General features: G+C 72.0%; 16 protein-coding genes and 1 other RNA gene. 13 read left to right on the top strand and 4 right to left on the bottom strand.

Annotation, left to right across the window (positions count from 1 at the left end; genetic code table 11):
- Positions 1-346 precede the first annotated feature (346 nt).
- Positions 347-1,192 carry a siderophore-interacting protein gene (locus tag EDF28_RS10210; RefSeq protein ID WP_123938195.1) on the bottom strand — a complete coding sequence of 282 codons (846 nt, stop codon included), beginning with the start codon at positions 1,190-1,192 and terminating at the stop codon, positions 347-349.
- A gap of 58 nt (positions 1,193-1,250) precedes the next feature.
- Between EDF28_RS10210 and EDF28_RS10205 the strand changes: the two genes are divergently transcribed.
- From EDF28_RS10205 to EDF28_RS10155, 11 genes are all read left to right on the top strand, one after another.
- Positions 1,251-1,934, top strand: coding sequence for a heme oxygenase (biliverdin-producing) (locus tag EDF28_RS10205; RefSeq protein ID WP_123938194.1), 684 nt, complete (start codon positions 1,251-1,253; stop codon positions 1,932-1,934).
- A complete protein-coding gene (locus tag EDF28_RS10200) occupies positions 1,931-2,224 on the top strand; it encodes a DUF2470 domain-containing protein (RefSeq protein WP_200849248.1) in 294 nt (97 codons plus the stop codon). Before EDF28_RS10205 ends, EDF28_RS10200 begins: the two co-directional genes overlap by 4 nt.
- 278 nt (positions 2,225-2,502) lie before the next feature.
- Positions 2,503-5,160, top strand: a complete 2,658-nt coding sequence (locus EDF28_RS10195; RefSeq protein ID WP_123938193.1) for a phosphoenolpyruvate carboxylase — start codon at positions 2,503-2,505, stop codon at positions 5,158-5,160.
- Positions 5,161-5,465: 305 nt separating this feature from the next.
- Positions 5,466-6,674, top strand: a complete 1,209-nt coding sequence (locus tag EDF28_RS10190; RefSeq protein ID WP_260154845.1) for a multidrug effflux MFS transporter — start codon at positions 5,466-5,468, stop codon at positions 6,672-6,674.
- Positions 6,675-6,734: 60 nt separating this feature from the next.
- The gene (locus EDF28_RS10185; protein ID WP_123672788.1) at positions 6,735-7,070 is read left to right on the top strand and encodes an STAS domain-containing protein; all 336 of its coding nucleotides are present in this window, start codon (positions 6,735-6,737) and stop codon (positions 7,068-7,070) included.
- Positions 7,070-7,483, top strand: coding sequence for an ATP-binding protein (locus EDF28_RS10180; RefSeq protein WP_123938191.1), 414 nt, complete (start codon positions 7,070-7,072; stop codon positions 7,481-7,483). Before EDF28_RS10185 ends, EDF28_RS10180 begins: the two co-directional genes overlap by 1 nt.
- A gap of 113 nt (positions 7,484-7,596) precedes the next feature.
- Positions 7,597-8,556: an AraC family transcriptional regulator gene (locus tag EDF28_RS10175; RefSeq protein WP_123938190.1), complete on the top strand. Its 960-nt coding sequence runs from the start codon at positions 7,597-7,599 to the stop codon at positions 8,554-8,556.
- Between the two features lie 29 nt (positions 8,557-8,585).
- Positions 8,586-9,188 carry an alpha/beta hydrolase gene (locus EDF28_RS10170; protein ID WP_123938189.1) on the top strand — a complete coding sequence of 201 codons (603 nt, stop codon included), beginning with the start codon at positions 8,586-8,588 and terminating at the stop codon, positions 9,186-9,188.
- Positions 9,189-9,306: 118 nt separating this feature from the next.
- The gene (locus tag EDF28_RS10165; RefSeq protein WP_123938188.1) at positions 9,307-10,389 is read left to right on the top strand and encodes a hypothetical protein; all 1,083 of its coding nucleotides are present in this window, start codon (positions 9,307-9,309) and stop codon (positions 10,387-10,389) included.
- Positions 10,390-10,460: 71 nt separating this feature from the next.
- Positions 10,461-11,306, top strand: a complete 846-nt coding sequence (locus EDF28_RS10160) for a Nif3-like dinuclear metal center hexameric protein (protein WP_123938187.1) — start codon at positions 10,461-10,463, stop codon at positions 11,304-11,306.
- Between the two features lie 2 nt (positions 11,307-11,308).
- On the top strand, positions 11,309-12,043 hold the full coding sequence (locus tag EDF28_RS10155) for a zinc ribbon domain-containing protein (protein WP_123938186.1): 735 nt from the start codon (positions 11,309-11,311) through the stop codon (positions 12,041-12,043).
- 297 nt (positions 12,044-12,340) lie between these two features.
- Here EDF28_RS10155 and rnpB read toward each other — a convergent pair.
- The 3 genes from rnpB to map all read right to left on the bottom strand — a co-directional run bounded on the left by rnpB (position 12,341) and on the right by map (position 14,623).
- An RNA gene (gene rnpB / locus EDF28_RS10150) (RNase P RNA component class A) lies at positions 12,341-12,701 on the bottom strand.
- A 250-nt stretch (positions 12,702-12,951) separates the two neighbouring features.
- Complete coding sequence (gene ppgK, locus EDF28_RS10145; RefSeq protein ID WP_111087008.1) at positions 12,952-13,701, bottom strand: polyphosphate--glucose phosphotransferase; 750 nt, start codon at positions 13,699-13,701, stop codon at positions 12,952-12,954.
- Between the two features lie 58 nt (positions 13,702-13,759).
- Positions 13,760-14,623: a type I methionyl aminopeptidase gene (gene map, locus EDF28_RS10140; protein WP_123292854.1), complete on the bottom strand. Its 864-nt coding sequence runs from the start codon at positions 14,621-14,623 to the stop codon at positions 13,760-13,762.
- 184 nt (positions 14,624-14,807) lie between these two features.
- Between map and EDF28_RS10135 the strand changes: the two genes are divergently transcribed.
- Together EDF28_RS10135 and glnA are read left to right on the top strand one after the other, a co-directional pair.
- On the top strand, positions 14,808-14,987 hold the full coding sequence (locus EDF28_RS10135; protein ID WP_111087009.1) for an SPOR domain-containing protein: 180 nt from the start codon (positions 14,808-14,810) through the stop codon (positions 14,985-14,987).
- Positions 14,988-15,107: 120 nt separating this feature from the next.
- Positions 15,108-16,445, top strand: coding sequence for a type I glutamate--ammonia ligase (glnA, locus tag EDF28_RS10130; protein WP_111087010.1), 1,338 nt, complete (start codon positions 15,108-15,110; stop codon positions 16,443-16,445).
- The last annotated feature ends 4 nt before the right edge of the window (positions 16,446-16,449 follow it).

The following is a 16,449-nucleotide window of genomic DNA, read 5'->3' as shown; positions in this document are numbered from 1 at the left end:
ACCGCGTCCGCTCTGGGAAGGACCGGGCGTACCTGCCGGAACCGGGCGTACCTACCGGGACCGGGGCGCGCCCGCGCCGGACGGGTGCGTACCTGCCGGGAACGGGCGTACCTGGTCGGTTGGAACGACCACGTACGCCCGTTCCCGCTTCCCACCGCACCCGCTCTGGGAAGAACCGGGCGTACCTGCCGGGACCGGGCGTACCTACCGAAACCGGGCACACCCGTGCCGGACCGGTGCGTACCTGCCGGGGACGGGCGTACCTGGTCGGTTGGGACGACCAGGTACGCCCGTTTCCGCTTCCCATCGCAACCGCTCTGGGAAGAACCGGGCAGGCCGAGACTGGTCAGTCGGTGAAGATCACGCCGACCGGCTCGCGCTTCTCCTCCTGGAACTGGTCCTCGCCGCGGCCGAGCGCCCAGTAGGCCGACAGCGACATCTCGCGCTTCTCCAGCCCCCAGTCGTCCTGCAGCAGCCGACGGATCGCCTTCATCGCGGTCCGCTCGCCGTGTGCGAACACCTGGACCGGCCGGGAGGCACGGGGCAGCGCCCGGGCCGCGTCCAGCAGGAGCGTGCCCGGCTGGGCGCCGGTGGCGTCGCGGTGCAGCCACCGCAGGTCGACCCCGGCCGGGTGCGCGATCTCCTGCTCGTCGGCAGGGCCGGCGACCTCGACCAGGGCGACGCCCGTGGCCGTGTCGGACATCGACTCCAGCGCGGCGCCGATGGCCGGCAGGGCGCTGTCGTCGCCGAGCAGGACGTGGGTGACGTCCGGGTCGTCGACGGGCGCGTAGCCACCGCCGGGACCGGACAGCGCGAGCTTGTCGCCCGGCTGCGCCGCTGCGGCCCAGGGCCCGGCGAGCCCGTCGTCGCCGTGCACGACGAAGTCGACGGCGATCGTCTTCGCCGAGTGGTCGACGGCCCGCACCGTGTAGGTCCGGCGGGCCGGTCGGTCCTGCTTCGGCAGCGTCTCGCGCAGTTCCTCGAGGTCGTACGGGGGCTCGAGGCCGAGCGACGGCTTGGCGAGCAGGAGCTTGACGTACTTGTCGGTGGCGGCCAGCTTGTCCGGGTCGGCCGTGCCCACGAAGTCGTCGAAGGCCGGGCCACCGAGGTGGACGCGCACCATGTGGGGCGACAGTCGCTCGGTGCGGTCGACGACGAAGACGTGCTGGGGGCGTTTGGGCTTGGAGCTCATCGGTACGAGCGTCCTCTCTCCTGCTTGACGTTTGTCGAACTAAGGTTAGCCTTACCTCATGGACACGACCGTCATCCCGTTCTCCGAGCTGCTGCGCAAGCGCACGCGTCGCTCGCACGGTTCCTCGGCCGGGAACGGCTTCATGCACGACCTGCTCGGCGGGAAGTGCGACGTCGCCGACTACGCGGCGTTGCTCGGACAGTACTCGTTCGTGTACGACGCCCTCGAACGTGCGGCCGAACGGATGGCGGACCACCCGGTGGCGGCGCCGTTCGTCACCTCGCAGCTGACCCGGATGCCGGCGATCCGCGCCGACCTCGAGTACCTGATCGGCCCGGACTGGTCCGAGCTGGTCTGCCCACTCCCCGCCACGACGGCGTACGTGCGGCGGCTCAACGAGGTCGCGGCCGAGTGGCCGGGCGGCTTCGTCGCGCACCACTACACGCGGTACCTCGGCGACCTGTCCGGCGGGCAGATGATCGGGCGGATGCTCTCCGACCAGTTCGGCTTCGACACGAACGGCGTCCTGTTCTACATCTTCGACCAGGTCGCGGACCCGAGTGCCTTCAAGGACACCTACCGTGCGCAGCTCGACGCGGCGCCGTGGACGGCCGCGGAGCAGGAGCGGGTCATCGCCGAGGTCGAACTGGCGTACTCGCTCAACAACGGCCTGCTCGAGGGGCTCGACGCCCGGCGTCGCCCGGTGACCGACGGGGCCGGCGACGTGGCGGTGACCGCGTGACCGAGCCGTTCGACGACGAGGCGCGCCGAGCGATCCTCCGGCACATGAACGCCGACCACGCGGTCGACAACCTGGCGATCGTCCGCGCGAACGGGGCCGCGACCGCCGTGGCCGCGACCATGACCGAGATCGACGCGATCGCCGGTGTCTGGCTCGCCCGGCTCGACGACGGCGACGAGGAACAGGTCATCGTGCCCTGGACGTCGCCGCTGACCGACCGCCGCTCGGCGCGGGTGCAGATCGTCGAGGTCCACTCCGCCGCGCAGGCCCAGCTCGCCGAACCGAGCTGAACCGAGCCGATCCGCGCTGATCCGAGCTGATCTGAGCCGATCCGCGCCGACCACAGACCCGCCGGGATCGCGGACCGCGTCGCAACTGCAGGGGTGCTCCCGCGACGCGTCGCGATCCCGGCGTCCCCCCCCTCCCTGCATGCCTGCGCTGAGCGCGCGTCCGCGTTCCGGGCGCCCTGCCCGCTGGTCCGTCCGGACGGTCGACGTCACGGGTGGCCGCGGGCCGATACGCTGCTCGGAGCCGGGACGGTGTTCCCGGACGACCCCGAAAGGACCCCATGACGGCGATCGACGGATCGGCGCGCCATGAGCGCGCTCGGGACGACGTCAGCGGCGCGGTCGACAGTGACCTGCGCGCCGACGTGCGCTACCTCGGCAACCTGCTCGGCCGGGTGCTGCGCGAGAACGGCGGCGACGAGCTGCTGCGTGACGTGGAGTCGCTGCGTGCGGCCGTGATCGACGCCTACGAGGGCGACCACGCCGAGGGTGCTGCCCGCGCGCAGACCCTCGTGTCCGCGATGTCGGCCGAGCGCGCCGAAGCGGTGGCGCAGGCCTTCACGACGTACTTCCACCTCACGAACCTGGCCGAGGAGCACCACCGCGTGCGGGTGCTCCGGCAGCGCGGCGACGACGGCGGCCTGGCCGGCGACTCGTTCCCGGCGACCTACGCGGAACTCGTGGCCGAGGTCGGCGAGGCCGAGGCGGCCGAGCGACTCCGGACGCTGCGGTTCCACCCGGTGCTGACCGCACACCCGACCGAGGCCCGCCGTCGTGCGGTCACCACGGGCGTGCGGCGCATCACGGACCTCATCGACGAGCGCGACCGCTCGAAGAACGCCACCGCGCGTGCCGAGAACGAGCGACGGCTGCTCGAGGAGATCACGACGCTCCTGCGCACCTCGCCGCTCCGCACGACCCGTCCGACCCCGCTCGACGAGGTCCGCACCGCGATGAGCGTCTTCGACCAGACGCTGTTCGAGATCGTCCCGCAGGTCTACCGCCTGCTCGACGACCGGCTGCAGGGCGACGACGCCGGTCGCGCACCGGTGACGGCGCCCGCGTTCGTGCGGTTCGGCACCTGGATCGGCGGCGACCGCGACGGCAACCCGCACGTTACCGCCGACATCACGCGCCAGGCTGCGGAGATCGCGGCCGAGCACATCCTGATCGGGCTCACCCGTGCCACCACCCGCATCGGCAGCGCCCTGACCCTCGACGCGAGCGACACCCCGGCCGACGCCGGGCTCACCGCGCTCGTGGCGGCGCAGGAGTCACTCGACCCGGGCATCGCCGAGCGCATCGGCGTCCGCGCCCCGAACGAGACGCACCGTCGCGCGCTCCTGTTCACCGCCGCGCGCATCGACGCCACCCGCCAGGGCACGACGCCGCTCGCGTACGACGGCCCGGACGCCCTGCTCGCCGACCTCCGCACGATCCAGGCGTCGCTCGTCGCCGCCGGCGCGATCCGGCCGGCGAACGGCGAGCTGCAGAACCTCATCTGGCAGGTCGAGACCTTCGGGTTCCACCTGGCCGAGCTCGAGGTCCGGCAGCACTCGCAGGTGCACCGAACGGCCCTGGCGGAGATCCGGGCCGGCGGCGCGCTGAGCGAGACCACCGAAGAGGTCCTCGCGGTCTTCCGGACCATCGCCGACCTGCAGGACCGCTACGGCGTCCGTGCCGCCAGCCGGTACATCGTGTCCTTCACGCAGTCGGCGGCGGACCTGGCGAACGTGCACGAGCTCGCCGTCGCAGCACTCGGCTCGCCCGAGGCCGCGCCGGTGCTCGACGTCATCCCGCTGTTCGAGACCTTCGCCGACCTGCACGCCAGCGTCGACATCCTCGACGAGGCCGTCCGCACCGAGACGTTCCAGCGTCGTCTCGCCGCGACCGGCCGTCGGCTCGAGGTCATGCTCGGCTACTCGGACTCGTCGAAGGACGTCGGTCCGGTCTCCGCGAACCTGGCGCTCTACGACGCCCAGGCCCGCATCGCCGACTGGGCGCGGGACAACGACGTCGAGCTCACCCTCTTCCACGGCCGCGGCGGGTCGCTCGGCCGCGGCGGCGGGCCGGCCAACGAGGCCGTCCTCGCGCAGCCGCCGGGATCGATCGACGGTCGCCTGAAGCTCACCGAACAGGGCGAGGTCATCTTCGCGCAGTACGGCGACCAGGACATCGCGGCCCGCCACCTCGAGCAGATGGCCTCGGCCACGCTGTTCGCGTCGTCGCCGTCCAACGAGGCGCGCACGGCCGCTGCTGCCACCCGGTTCGCCGACCTCGCGCAGCAGCTGGACGACGTCTCGCGCGTCGCGTTCTACGACCTGGTCAAGGCGGACGGGTTCGCTCCGTGGTTCGCACGGGTCACCCCGATGGAGGAGATCGGGCTGCTCCCGCTCGGCTCCCGCCCGGCCCGCCGCGGGCTGTCGGTCGAGTCGCTCGAGGACCTCCGGGCGATCCCGTGGGTGTTCTCGTGGACCCAGGCGCGGATCAACCTGGCCGGTTGGTACGGGCTCGGCTCCGCGCTCGAGGCGGTCGGTGACGTCGACGTCCTGCGTGCCGCCTACGCCGAGTGGCCGCTGTTCGGCGCGATGATCAAGAACGTCGAGATGTCGCTCGCGAAGACCGACGAGCACATCGCCCGCCGGTACCTCGAGCTCGCGGACCGCGACGACCTCGCCGCCAAGGTGCTCGACGAGATGACGCGGACCCGTGACTGGGTGCTCCGGATCTCGGGTGGCAGCGACGTGCTCGAGGACCGTCCGGTCCTGGCCCGGGCCGTGCGCCTGCGCAGCCCCTACGTCGACGCCCTGTCGCACCTGCAGCTCCGCGCGCTCCGGTCCATCCGGACGACGGGCAGCACCGACCCGACGGACGCCGACCACCGTCTGCTCCTGCTCACCGTGAACGGGATCGCCGCCGGCCTGCAGAACACCGGCTGACGCCGGCCGCCCCGCACCGCCGAGTGGTCACGAACCGTCGGCTCCGTTGTCGCCGCGCGACGGTTCGCGACCACTCGGCGGACGTGAGCGGCGCGCCGTGACCGCTCGCCGTGGCGGACGGGAGGCCCGTGGCGGCGCTGTCCCGGGCCTCCCGTCCGGCGCCGCGCACGTCCAGGGCTGCACCGCCGAGCGGTCACGCGACGTCGGCTGCCCGGTCGCCGCGCGACGGTTAGTGACCACTCGGCAGACGTGAGCTGCGCGCCGTGGCCCGTCGAATCGATTCGGGTGCGCGTAGCGTGTCGGACGTGACGACGGAGCGCACGCGGAAACCGACCACGACCACCCTGCCGCCGATCGTGCCGCTGGCCCTGATCGTCGGGGTGTCACCGTTCGCCACCGACATGTACATCCCGGCGCTGCCGCAGATCGCCCACGACCTCGGCACGACCCCCGGTGCCGTGCAGCTGTCGCTCACGGCGTTCCTCGTCGCCTTCGCGGTCGGGCAGTTGCTCGTCGGACCCGTCAGCGACGGGGTCGGTCGGCGGCCGATGCTCGTCGTCGGCACCGCGGTGTTCGCGCTCGCCTCGGTCGGGTGCGCCCTCGCGCCGGACGTCGTCACGCTCGTCCTCGCCCGCATCGCCCAGGGGCTCGGCGGGGCGGCCGGAGCGGTCGCCGGCCGGGCGATGGTGTCGGACGTGGCGAGCGGGACCCGGATGGCGAAGGTCTTCGGCACGCTCGCCGCGATCAACGCGATCGGCCCCGTCGTGGCACCGCTGGCCGGAGGCGCCGTGCTGACGTTCGGCACGTGGCGGATCATGTTCGTCGTGCTGGCGGTGCTCGGCGCACTGTTCTTCGCGATGGTGGTGCTGCGGTTCCGCGAGACCCTGCCGCCGGAGCGACGCGGGGGCGTGGGCTTCGCCGCGAACGGTCGACGCATCCGCGAGCTGCTGGCGATCCCGCGGTTCCGGGCCTACGTGCTGAGTGGGGTGCTGTCCACCGTGGGGTTCTTCGCGTACATCGCGACCAGCTCGTTCGTGTTCCAGACCCAGTTCGGCTTCTCCGAGGGCATGTACACGCTGGTCTTCGCCACGAACGCCTCGATGATGATCGTCACCACGCTGGTGTTCGGCCGGGTCGTCGGACGGTTCTCCGAGGACTCCCTGCTCACCGTCGGACTGCTCGTCGGCACCGCGGGCGCGGCGGCGGTCCTCGTCTCGGCGCTGCTCGACCTCGGTCCGGTGCCGGTCTGGTGCGCCCTCGCGGTCGTCACGGGTGCGTGGGGCTTCGTGCTGCCCGCGGCGATGACCCGGACGCAGCACGTCGGGGCTGCGCACCCGGGGACGGCCGCGGCCCTGCAGGGCGGCCTGACGTTCGGGATCGGCGGCCTCGGGACACCGCTCGCCGGCGCGCTCGGCGGGACCGCGCTGGCGATGGGCGGGGTCATGGCAGCGCTCATGGCCGCAGCCGTCGTGGTGCAGGTCACCGCGACGCGTCGGGAACGCAGCGGGACCTGACGCGGCGGAGCCGGTAGGTTGCTGGTTGCAAGGCGCACCGATCAGAGGAGACCACCCGGCATGGACATCGTCGTACACGAAGCGCAGCCCGACACCGCGGTACTCGAGTGCAGCGGGCGCCTCAACATGGTGTCCGCCCCGGCGTTCCGCGAGGCGGTCGCGAAGGTCGTCGACAACGGACGTGCCCGCGTCGTGGTCGAGCTCTCCGGCGTCGAGTTCATGGACTCGTCCGGGCTCGGCGCGCTGGTCGGAAGCCTGAAGACCGCGCGGCAGGCGGGCGGCGACCTCCGCATCGCAGCGCCGTCCGAGCAGGTGCAGATGGTCCTGCAGCTCTCCAACATCGACAAGATCCTCCGCACGTACCCCGACGGGGACGCTGCGGTCACCGACTGGTGATGACCGCCCCGGCTGCCGAGCACACGCTCGCGTTGTCGTGCCCGCCGGACGACGTGTCCGCCGTGCACGAGTTCCTGGCGGGCGTGTGGCAGCACGAGCCCACGGTCTCCGTCGAGGACCGGATGGCCCTCGAACTCGCGATCGTCGAACTGACCTCGAACGTGATCGAGCACGGGACACGCCCGGAGGGCGTCTCCTGCCGTCTGCGCCTCGAGATCGGAGCGGACCGGTTCGCCGCACTGCTCTCCGACGACGGCGTCGCCGCCACCGTGGACACCGAGTCGGCCGAGTTGCCCGACGGACTCGCCGAGAGCGGTCGCGGACTCGCCCTGGTCCGGATGGTCGTGGACGACCTGCGGTACGAGCGGATCGCCGACGAGAACCGGTGGACGGTCCTGCGCGCCCGTCACTGACCGCCACCACGCGACCCGTCGCTTCGTCCGTCTCGCGCACTCCGTGGGCCACAATCCGCAAGGTGCCGCGGGGGATTCCCGGGGTTCCTGGCCGTCGTGTCACGATTCGCGCGATGACAGCCGAACCGGATCCCAGGATCAGCTTCGAGACGTCGGGGGCCGATCTCGACGCTGCCGTGCACATGTACGAGGACGCCTACGCCAGTGTGGGCTTCACTGCGACCCGCACGGAGCGTCCGTTCGCGTACCGTTTCCGCGTCGTCGGCGACGATGTGATGTCGTTCCGATCGACCCGGTTCGACGCCCGCATGCAGGGTGAGCTGGACGTCCGCGACGAGTACGTCGTCATGTGGATCACGGACGGCGGCGGGCGCGTCGACATCGGCCGGCAAGAGGTCGCGTTCACGCCCGCCACCCCGATGATGTTCCCGACCGGCCGTCCCTTCGCCTTCGACCTGAAGGACGTCCGGCAGAGCCTGGTGCAGTTCGACCGCACCGCCCTGGAGCGCGTCGCGGCCGAGGTCCACGGTGCGCAGCCGGGTCCGCTCGTCTTCGACCACACGGCGACGCCGCGCACGGCTGACCTGCGGGGCTGGAACGTGCAGGTCCAGCGTGCCGCGGCGGTCGTGCTCGGTCGGGCGTCGGTCAGTTCGCTCGCCCTGGCCGAGGTCGCACGGGACACCGCCCAGTCCCTGCTCCGGACCTTCCCGCACAAGCTGCTGGCCCCGGACGTCCCCCTGCCGCAGGGCGCCACGGGCCGTGTCCGCGAGGCCGTCGAGTACATGCACGCCTTCGCGCACACGCCGATCTCGACCACCGACGTCGCCGAGCACGTCGGGCTGAGCGTCCGCGGCCTGCAGCAGGCGTTCCAGCGGCAGGTCGGCACGGCCCCGAACGCGATGCTCCGCGGGATCCGTCTCGACCGGGTGCGCGAGGAGCTCCGCCGTGCGTCGACGGGCGACCTGACCGTGGCGAGCGTGGCGATGCGGTGGGGCTTCGCGCACCTCGGTCGGTTCTCGGCGGCGTACGCAGCGCGCTTCTCCGAGTACCCGCGCGACACACTGCAGCGCTAGGTCCGTCCGGGGTTCGCTACGCTGCCCGGGTGAGCAGACCTCGACCGTGGGTGATCGTGCCCGGGATCTGGAACTCCGACGCGGAGCACTGGCAGTCCGTCTGGCAGCGGGAGCGTGGCGACGACGCCGTCCGCATCGCACCGGCGTCCTGGGGTGAGCCGGACCCGGGGGACTGGCGAGACGCCATCTCCCGCGCGGTCGCGTCGTGCGCCGAACCGCCGGTGCTCGTGGCGCACAGCCTGGGCGTGCTCGCCGTCGCCGACTGGCTCGCCGCAGCCGCCGCAGACGCTGCAGACGCCGCAGCCGTCGCGGGCGCCGCCGGTCCCACCGTCGCCGGCGCCTTCCTCGTCGCGCCGCCGGACCCCGCGGCACCGGGCTTCCCCGCGGCCGCCTCCGGGTTCGCCGCGCCCCGCCCGATCCCGGCCGGCACCGCAGCGGCCCGCGTTCCGACCTGCCTGGTGGTGAGCGACGACGACCCGTACTGCACCGCCGACCGTGCTCTGGCGTTCGCGGAGACGATGGGGGCCGCGGTACTCCGGGTCGGCCCGCTCGGCCACGTCAACGTCGCCAGCGGTGTCGGCGCCTGGCCCGCCGGTCGGGAGCTCCTCGGCGCGTTCGAGCGGACGCTCTGACCCGACCCCCGGGGCGACGGGCGACACGCCGTTCACGTTCGGGGCGATATGGCAGGGATTGCTGCGACACACCGCGGATGTCCCGAGTTTCGGCGCGCGCGATATTTATCCTTCGGACATGGAGACCCAGTCCGGTGCACGCACCCCCCTCGTCGACCCGTTCGGTCGCGAGGTCGAGGAGTGGCTCCGCGACGCCCCGGCGACGCGCACGCCGTACGTGGCGGACCTCGTGGTCCCGCCCGTCACCGGCCCGGTGCAGCGCCCCGGCGCCGTGGCCGACGCCACCGCTGTCCGGACGCCGGACGCCACCGCTGTCCAGACGCCGGACGCCAGCACCGCGGCTGCAGCAGTCGCAGCGCCCGAAGCCAGCACCGCGCCCGAAGCCACCACCGCGCCCGCAGCCCCAGCGTTCCGCCGCGACCGCGCCCGGCACGCCGCCGTCTGCGCACCGTCGTTCCCCGAACCGCCGGAGCGCCTCGCCCTGCGCATCGAGGACCTCGCGATCCAGGTCTCGTCGTCCACCGGTCGCAGCACCATCGAGCGGATCGTCCTGCTCGAGGATGAGGTCCGTCGCCGCGACGAGGACCTCGCCCGCCTCGCCGCCTGGGAGGCCACCGTCGACGGCGCGGACGACCCGGAGGTCACCGCAGCCCGCGCCTTCGCCCAGACCGTCTTCGCGGACCTGCTCGAGGACGCCGCCGCCGAGTCGGACCGTCGCGACCGTGCAGCCGCCCGCCGTGCCGCGACCGCTCCGGTCGCCGTCGTGACCGGCGTCGCCCCCGCTCCCGCGGTGGCCGTGGTCCGCCCCGCACCGGCGGCAGCAGCCGCACCGGGAGCCGACGTCGTCACGGCGACCCCGGCCGTGGCGCTGGTCGCCCCGGAACGCGACGAGCCGGTGCGACCGGTGCTGGGCCTCCCGGCCGTGTCGCCGGTGTCCGCGAACACGCGACCCACTCCGCTCGTCCAGCCCGCCACCGGGCCGACGGTCATCGACCGTGCCGCGTTCGCGGCCGCCCTCACCGCCCACCAGGGCACGACCGCGAGCACGCCCGTCGTGCTGCCGGACGTGATCGCCGTACCCGTCGTCGAGACGGCCGCTCCGGCGACCGTCGACACCGAAACCGGCACCGACGAGCCGGCCCGGCCCGGCTGGTGGTCGCGACTCGTCGCCGGCCTGCTCCGTGCGCTCGGTCGCCGCTGACCGGGAGGCCCGGATCACCCCGCGCGGACCGGCTGCCGGTGCCGACGCGGTCGCCTCGGTAGACTGACCGGATGCCGACGCTCCGCGAACTCCAGGCCGTGATCGAAGACCTGTGGCCCGCCGCAGGAGCCGAGTCGTGGGACGCCGTCGGACTGGTCGCCGGCGACCCGGACGCCACCGTCGAGCACGTCCACCTGGCCGTCGACGCCGTCCCCGCGACCGCACGTGAAGCGGTCGAGCTCGGTGCCGGGCTCCTGCTCACGCACCACCCGTTGCTCCTGCGCGGCGTGACGACGATCGCCGAGTCGACGTACAAGGGCAGCGTCCTCGCGACCCTCGTGCGCGGTGGCAGCGCCCTGATCGCGGCCCACACCAACGCCGACGTCGTCACCACGGGGACCTCGGCCGTGCTCGCCGACCGGATCGGCCTGACCGACCAGCGACCGCTCGACGCCGGCACCGACCCCGCGACGGGCATCGGCCGCGTCGGGGTCCTCGCCGAGGGCACGACCCTCGGCGCCCTGGCACGGAAACTCGTCGACCTGCTGCCGCCCACCGCGACCGGGGTCCGGGTGTCCGGCGACTTCGACCAGCCCGTCCGCACCGTGGCACTGTGCGCCGGCGCGGGGGACTCGCTGCTCGGCCACCCCGCCGTCCTCGCTGCCGACGTGTACATCACGAGCGACCTCCGCCACCACCCGGCGTCCGAGTTCCGCGAACAGGCACTGCTCGGCGGCGGTCCCGCCCTCATCGACACCTCGCACTGGGCCACCGAGTGGCTCTGGCTCGACGTCGCGGCCGCGCAACTGCGCCAGGCCGCCGGCGTCCGCGTCACCGTGAGCGACCTCCGCACCGACCCGTGGGACTTCGCCGTCCTGCCGGCGGCCGAACCCACCACCCCCACTGAAGGAGTCTGACCATGAAGGCAGCACCCGAGGACCAGGTCATCCTCCTCGACGTCCAACGACTCGACAACGACGTCACCCGCATCGCGCACCGCATCACGTCGCTGCAGAAGGGCGACCAGCTCACCGGACTCGGCACCAAGGCCGCCGGGCTGCGCAGCGAACTCGTCGCCGCGACCGGCCTGGTCGAGGACGCCGAACGCGAACTCGCCCGCCTGGAGTCCGACACCGCCACCGCGCAGGCCCGCGTCGAGCGCGACACCACGATGCTGCAGAACGTGTCGAACTCGAAGGACGCGACCGGGCTGCAGAACGAGCTGGAGTCGCTGCAGCGGCGCATCGGTGGCCTCGAGACCGCCGAGCTCGAGGTCATGGAGAACCTCGACGGCCTCCGCGCCCGGGTCGGCGACATCGAGGCGCAGCTCGCCGACGTCGAAGCCGCCCGCTCCAGCCTGGTCGCCGAGCGTGACGCCGAGATCGCGCGGCTGTCGTCCGACCGTGCATCCGCCGAGCAGGCCCGTGCCGACGTCGCCGCGAAGGTGCCGGCCGAGCTGCTCGCGCTCTACGACCGGCAGCGTGCTCGCTACGGCTTCGGTGCGTCGCTGCTGCAGGGTGGGGTGTCGACGGCCTCGGGCGTGGCGCTGAACAACTCGGACCTGCAGGACATCCGCCGGGCCGCGCCGGACGACGTGGTGCTGTGCCCGGACAGCGACGCGATCCTGGTGCGCACGGCCGAGTCCGGTCTGTAGGCGCTCGCACGCTGTCGACGGCAGGCGCGGTGCCAGCTGGCACCGCGCCTGCCGTCTGTCGCCTGGTGCGAGCTTGGACGCTCGGTGCGAGCTTGTTGCGGCGCACGGAGTGGTTAACCTCGCACGGGGTCGCGAACGTCGCACCGTGCGGGTCTGTCGGCGCAGGCGCGGGCTCGGGGTGTGGCGGTGCACGGTGCGGGGTCTCTCGCCTGGTGCGAGCTTGCACGCTCGGTGCGGCGTTGTTGCGGCGCACGGAGTGGTCAACCTCGCACGGGATCGCGAGCGCCGCACGTGGGGCGAATGGGCCGGCCGTACGCCGGGTTCTGTCCCGCCGCTTGCACGGCGGTGACGGCCATCTCTCTCGGACCGACGTTGCCGTCGGCCTCCAGCGGTCTACCCGAGGACTCGGCGAGCAGCCTCAGCGTCCTCTGTCTGACCTTGCTCCGGGCGAGGTTTACCGAGCGGATCCGGTCACCCGGACCCCTGGTGGTCTCTTACACCACCGTTTCACCCTTACCGACGTTGCCGCCGGCGGTCTGCTTTCTGTGGCACTGTCTCGCGGATTGCTCCGGGTGGGTGTTACCCACCGCCCTGCTCTGTGGAGCCCGGACGTTCCTCGGCACTCCCGGAGGAGTGACGCGACCGTCTCACCGACCCATTCGCAGGTCCGAGTCTACCGGCCCCGCGCCCGTGCCCGTGCCCGCCCGTGCCCGCGCCCCGAGGTTCCGAGATCTCGGCATGTCGGCGCGCACGAGGGGGCTCCGTGGAACCTCGGCGCACCGCAGACGGCGAGTCGTGGAACCTCGGCGCCAGCGGCCGGGCGCGTCGAGCCGTGCCGAACAACTCCCACGCCGCACGGTGCAAACCAGTGCAGGCTCGACCGTCCGACGGTCCGACCGATCGCCGGGTCAGGCGCTCCGGGCAGCCAGGGTCGCGGCGCCGATGATGCCGGCGTTGTTGCGCAGTGTCGCCGGGATGATCTCAGCCTGCAGGTCGAGCAGCGGCAGGAACTCCTCGTACTGCTTCGACACACCGCCGCCGACGACGAAGAGCTCGGGGGAGAGCAGGGCCTCGAGCGTCGAGTAGTAGGTCTGCAGGCGCTTCGCCCAGTGCTTCCACGACAGGTCGTCGCGCTCCTTGGCAGCGAAGGACGCGCGCGACTCGGCGTCGTGCCCGTCGATCTCCAGGTGTCCGAGCTCCGAGTTCACGATGAGCACACCGTCGTTGATGAGCGCGCTGCCGATCCCGGTGCCCAGCGTCGTCACGATCACCAGGCCGTCCTTGCCCTTCGCCGCGCCGAACTGCTGCTCGGCGAACCCGGCGGCGTCGGCGTCGTTGACGAAGTGGATCGCGCGGCCGAGCTCCTTCTCGAACAGCGCTTCGGCCTCGAAGCCGATCCACTTCTTCGAGACGTTCGCGGCCGACATGGTCTTGCCGTCCCGCACGATCGCGGGGAAGCACACGCCGACGGGGACGTCGGCCGCGGGTGCGAGTTCGTCGAGGATCGAGGCGACGACGGCGGTGATGTCGTGGGGCTTCCCGCCTTCCGGGGTGGCCTTCTTGATGCGGTCCGTGGTCAGTTCACCGGACGCGACGTCGACGATCGCGCCCTTGATGCCCGTACCACCGATGTCGACGCCGACTGCGAGGGAGGTCATGAGGTTGTCGTGCCTTTCGGTTGCCTGCCGGAGTGCCCGGTCAGGAAGGGGTGTCCGGTCAGGAGACGGTGAGGAGCTCCGCGCCGCGTTCGGTGACGACGAGGGTGTGCTCGAACTGCGCGGTCCACGACTTGTCGCGCGTCGAGACCGTCCAGTCGTCGGACCAGATGTCGGCCTCGATCCCGCCGAGGGTCAACATGGGTTCGATGGTGAACACCATGCCCTGCTCGATGACGTCGTCGTACTGCGGCGCGTCGTAGTGCGGGATGATCAGGCCGGAGTGGAAGGCACGACCGACTCCGTGGCCGGTGTAGTCGCGGACGACTCCGTAGCCGAAGCGCTTCGCGTACGCCTCGATGGCGCGGCCGATGACGTTCACCTGCCGGCCGGGGGCGACGGCCTTGATGCCGCGTCGGAGCGCCTCTTCGGTCCGCGTCACCAGGTCCGACACCTCCTGCGACGCCTGTCCGACGATGAACGTGCGGTTCGTGTCGCCGTGCATCCCGTCCTTGTAGGCGGTGATGTCGATGTTGACGAGGTCGCCCTCCTGCAGGACGGTGTCGTCGGGGATGCCGTGGCAGATGACCTCGTTGAGGCTCGAGCACAGCGACTTCGGGTACCCGCGGTACCCCAGCGTCGACGGGTAGGCGCCGTGCGCGACGACGAAGTCGTGGCCGATGCGGTCGAGTTCGTCGGTGGTCACGCCGGGACGGATGGCTGCGCCGACGGCGTCGATGGCCTGGGACGCGATGCGGCCGGCGGTGCGGATGCGCTCGACCTCGTCGGGGGAGTACGTGTCACCGAGGCCGTGCTCGTGCGGTTCGACCTTGCCGACGTACTCCGGGCGTTCGATGTCCTTCGGGACGGTCCGGAGCGGGGAGACGCGGCCGGCGGTCAGGTGTCCGTGTTCGTCCCGGGGCATGCCGACCACTCTAGCCGCGGCGCGACGCGCCGAGCGCAACCGCCCTACGGTGCGGCCCGACGGGGTGAGCGTGACCGCCCTCCGGTGCGGCCCGACGGGGTGGGCGTGACCGCCTGGAGGCCCGGTGCCGGTCCGGCGGGCCGGCACCGGGCCTCCAGGCAGTCACCTGGGTACGGTGGGCGACATGAGCGACGAACGCATCGAGTCCCAGTGGTGGTTCAACGACAAGACCGGTCAGGTCGAGCAGGGTCCGCAGTCCCCGCAGCGCGACCGCATCGGCCCGTTCGACACGCGCGAGGAAGCGCAGCACGCGCTCGACCGGATCGCGGCGAACAACGAGAAGTGGGACGCCGACGACCAGTGACGCACCGGCGACGGCACGGTGACGGACCACTGACGCGTCGCACGGCCCCGCGCACGCCGCGGGACCACTAGCCTGGGACGAGGCCCGCCCGCGGCCACCCGATACACGGAAAGGTCGTGCATGGACAAGCAGACGGACTTCGTGCTCCGCACCATCGAGGAGCGCGGCATCAAGTTCATCCGACTCTGGTTCACGGACGTCATCGGGACGCTGAAGTCGGTGGCGATCGCCCCGGCCGAGGTCGAGGGTGCCTTCGCCGAGGGCATCGGGTTCGACGGCTCCGCGATCGAGGGCCTGTCCCGCTCGTACGAGGCCGACGTGCTCGCGCACCCGGACCCCTCGACGTTCCAGATCCTGCCGTGGCGCGGCGAGGTCGACCCGACCGCGCGGATGTTCTGCGACATCACGACGCCGGACGGCCAGCCCGCCGTCGCCGACCCGCGCAACGTGCTGAAGCGCACGCTGGCCCGGGCGAGCGAGCGTGGCTTCACGTTCTACACGCACCCCGAGATCGAGTTCTACCTGCTCAAGAGCCGCGAGTGGAAGGACGGCGGGCCGCAGCCCGTCGACCAGGCCGGCTACTTCGACAACGTCCCCGGCGGCAGCGCGCACGACTTCCGTCGCCGTTCCGTCCGGATGCTCGAGGACCTCGGCATCTCGGTGGAGTTCAGCCACCACGAGGCCGGCCCGGGCCAGAACGAGATCGACCTCCGCTACGCCGACGCACTGACCATGGCGGACAACATCATGACCTTCCGCACGGTCGTGAAAGAGGTCGCGATCGAGCAGGGCGTCTACGCGACGTTCATGCCGAAGCCGATCTCCGGCCAGCCGGGTTCGGGCATGCACACGCACGTCTCGCTCTTCGAGGGGGACCAGAACGCGTTCTACGAGGCCGGCGGCGAGTACCAGCTGTCCCGCACCGCCAAGCACTTCATCGCCGGTGTGCTCAAGCACGCACCGGAGATCACCGCGGTCACGAACCAGTTCGTGAACTCGTACAAGCGCCTCTGGGGTGGCGACGAGGCCCCGTCCTTCGTGACGTGGGGCCACAACAACCGTTCGGCGCTCGTGCGCGTGCCGCTGTACAAGCCCAACAAGGGGCAGTCCTCGCGCATCGAGTACCGCGGCATCGACTCGGCGGCGAACCCGTACCTGGCGTACTCGCTGCTGCTCGCTGCGGGGCTCAAGGGCATCGAGGAAGAGTACGAGCTGCCGGCCGAGGCCGAGCACGACGTCTGGAGCCTCACCGACGCCGAGCGTCGTGCCCTCGGGTACAGCCAGCTGCCGTCGAGCCTCGACCACGCCCTCAGCCTGATGGAGGACTCCGAGCTCGTCGCCGAGACGCTGGGCGAGCACGTGTTCAACTTCGTGCTCCTCAACAAGCGCCAGGAGTGGAAGCGCTACCGCGACCAGGTCACGCCGTTCGAGCTCGACACCAACCTCGGCGCCCTCTGAGCGA

The sequence above is a fragment of the Curtobacterium sp. PhB137 genome (assembly GCF_003814955.1).
In the GTDB taxonomy this organism is placed as follows: Bacteria; Actinomycetota; Actinomycetes; order Actinomycetales; family Microbacteriaceae; genus Curtobacterium.
Note: the sequence above shows the minus strand (reverse complement) of the source record. Positions and strands in the feature narration are given on the sequence as shown.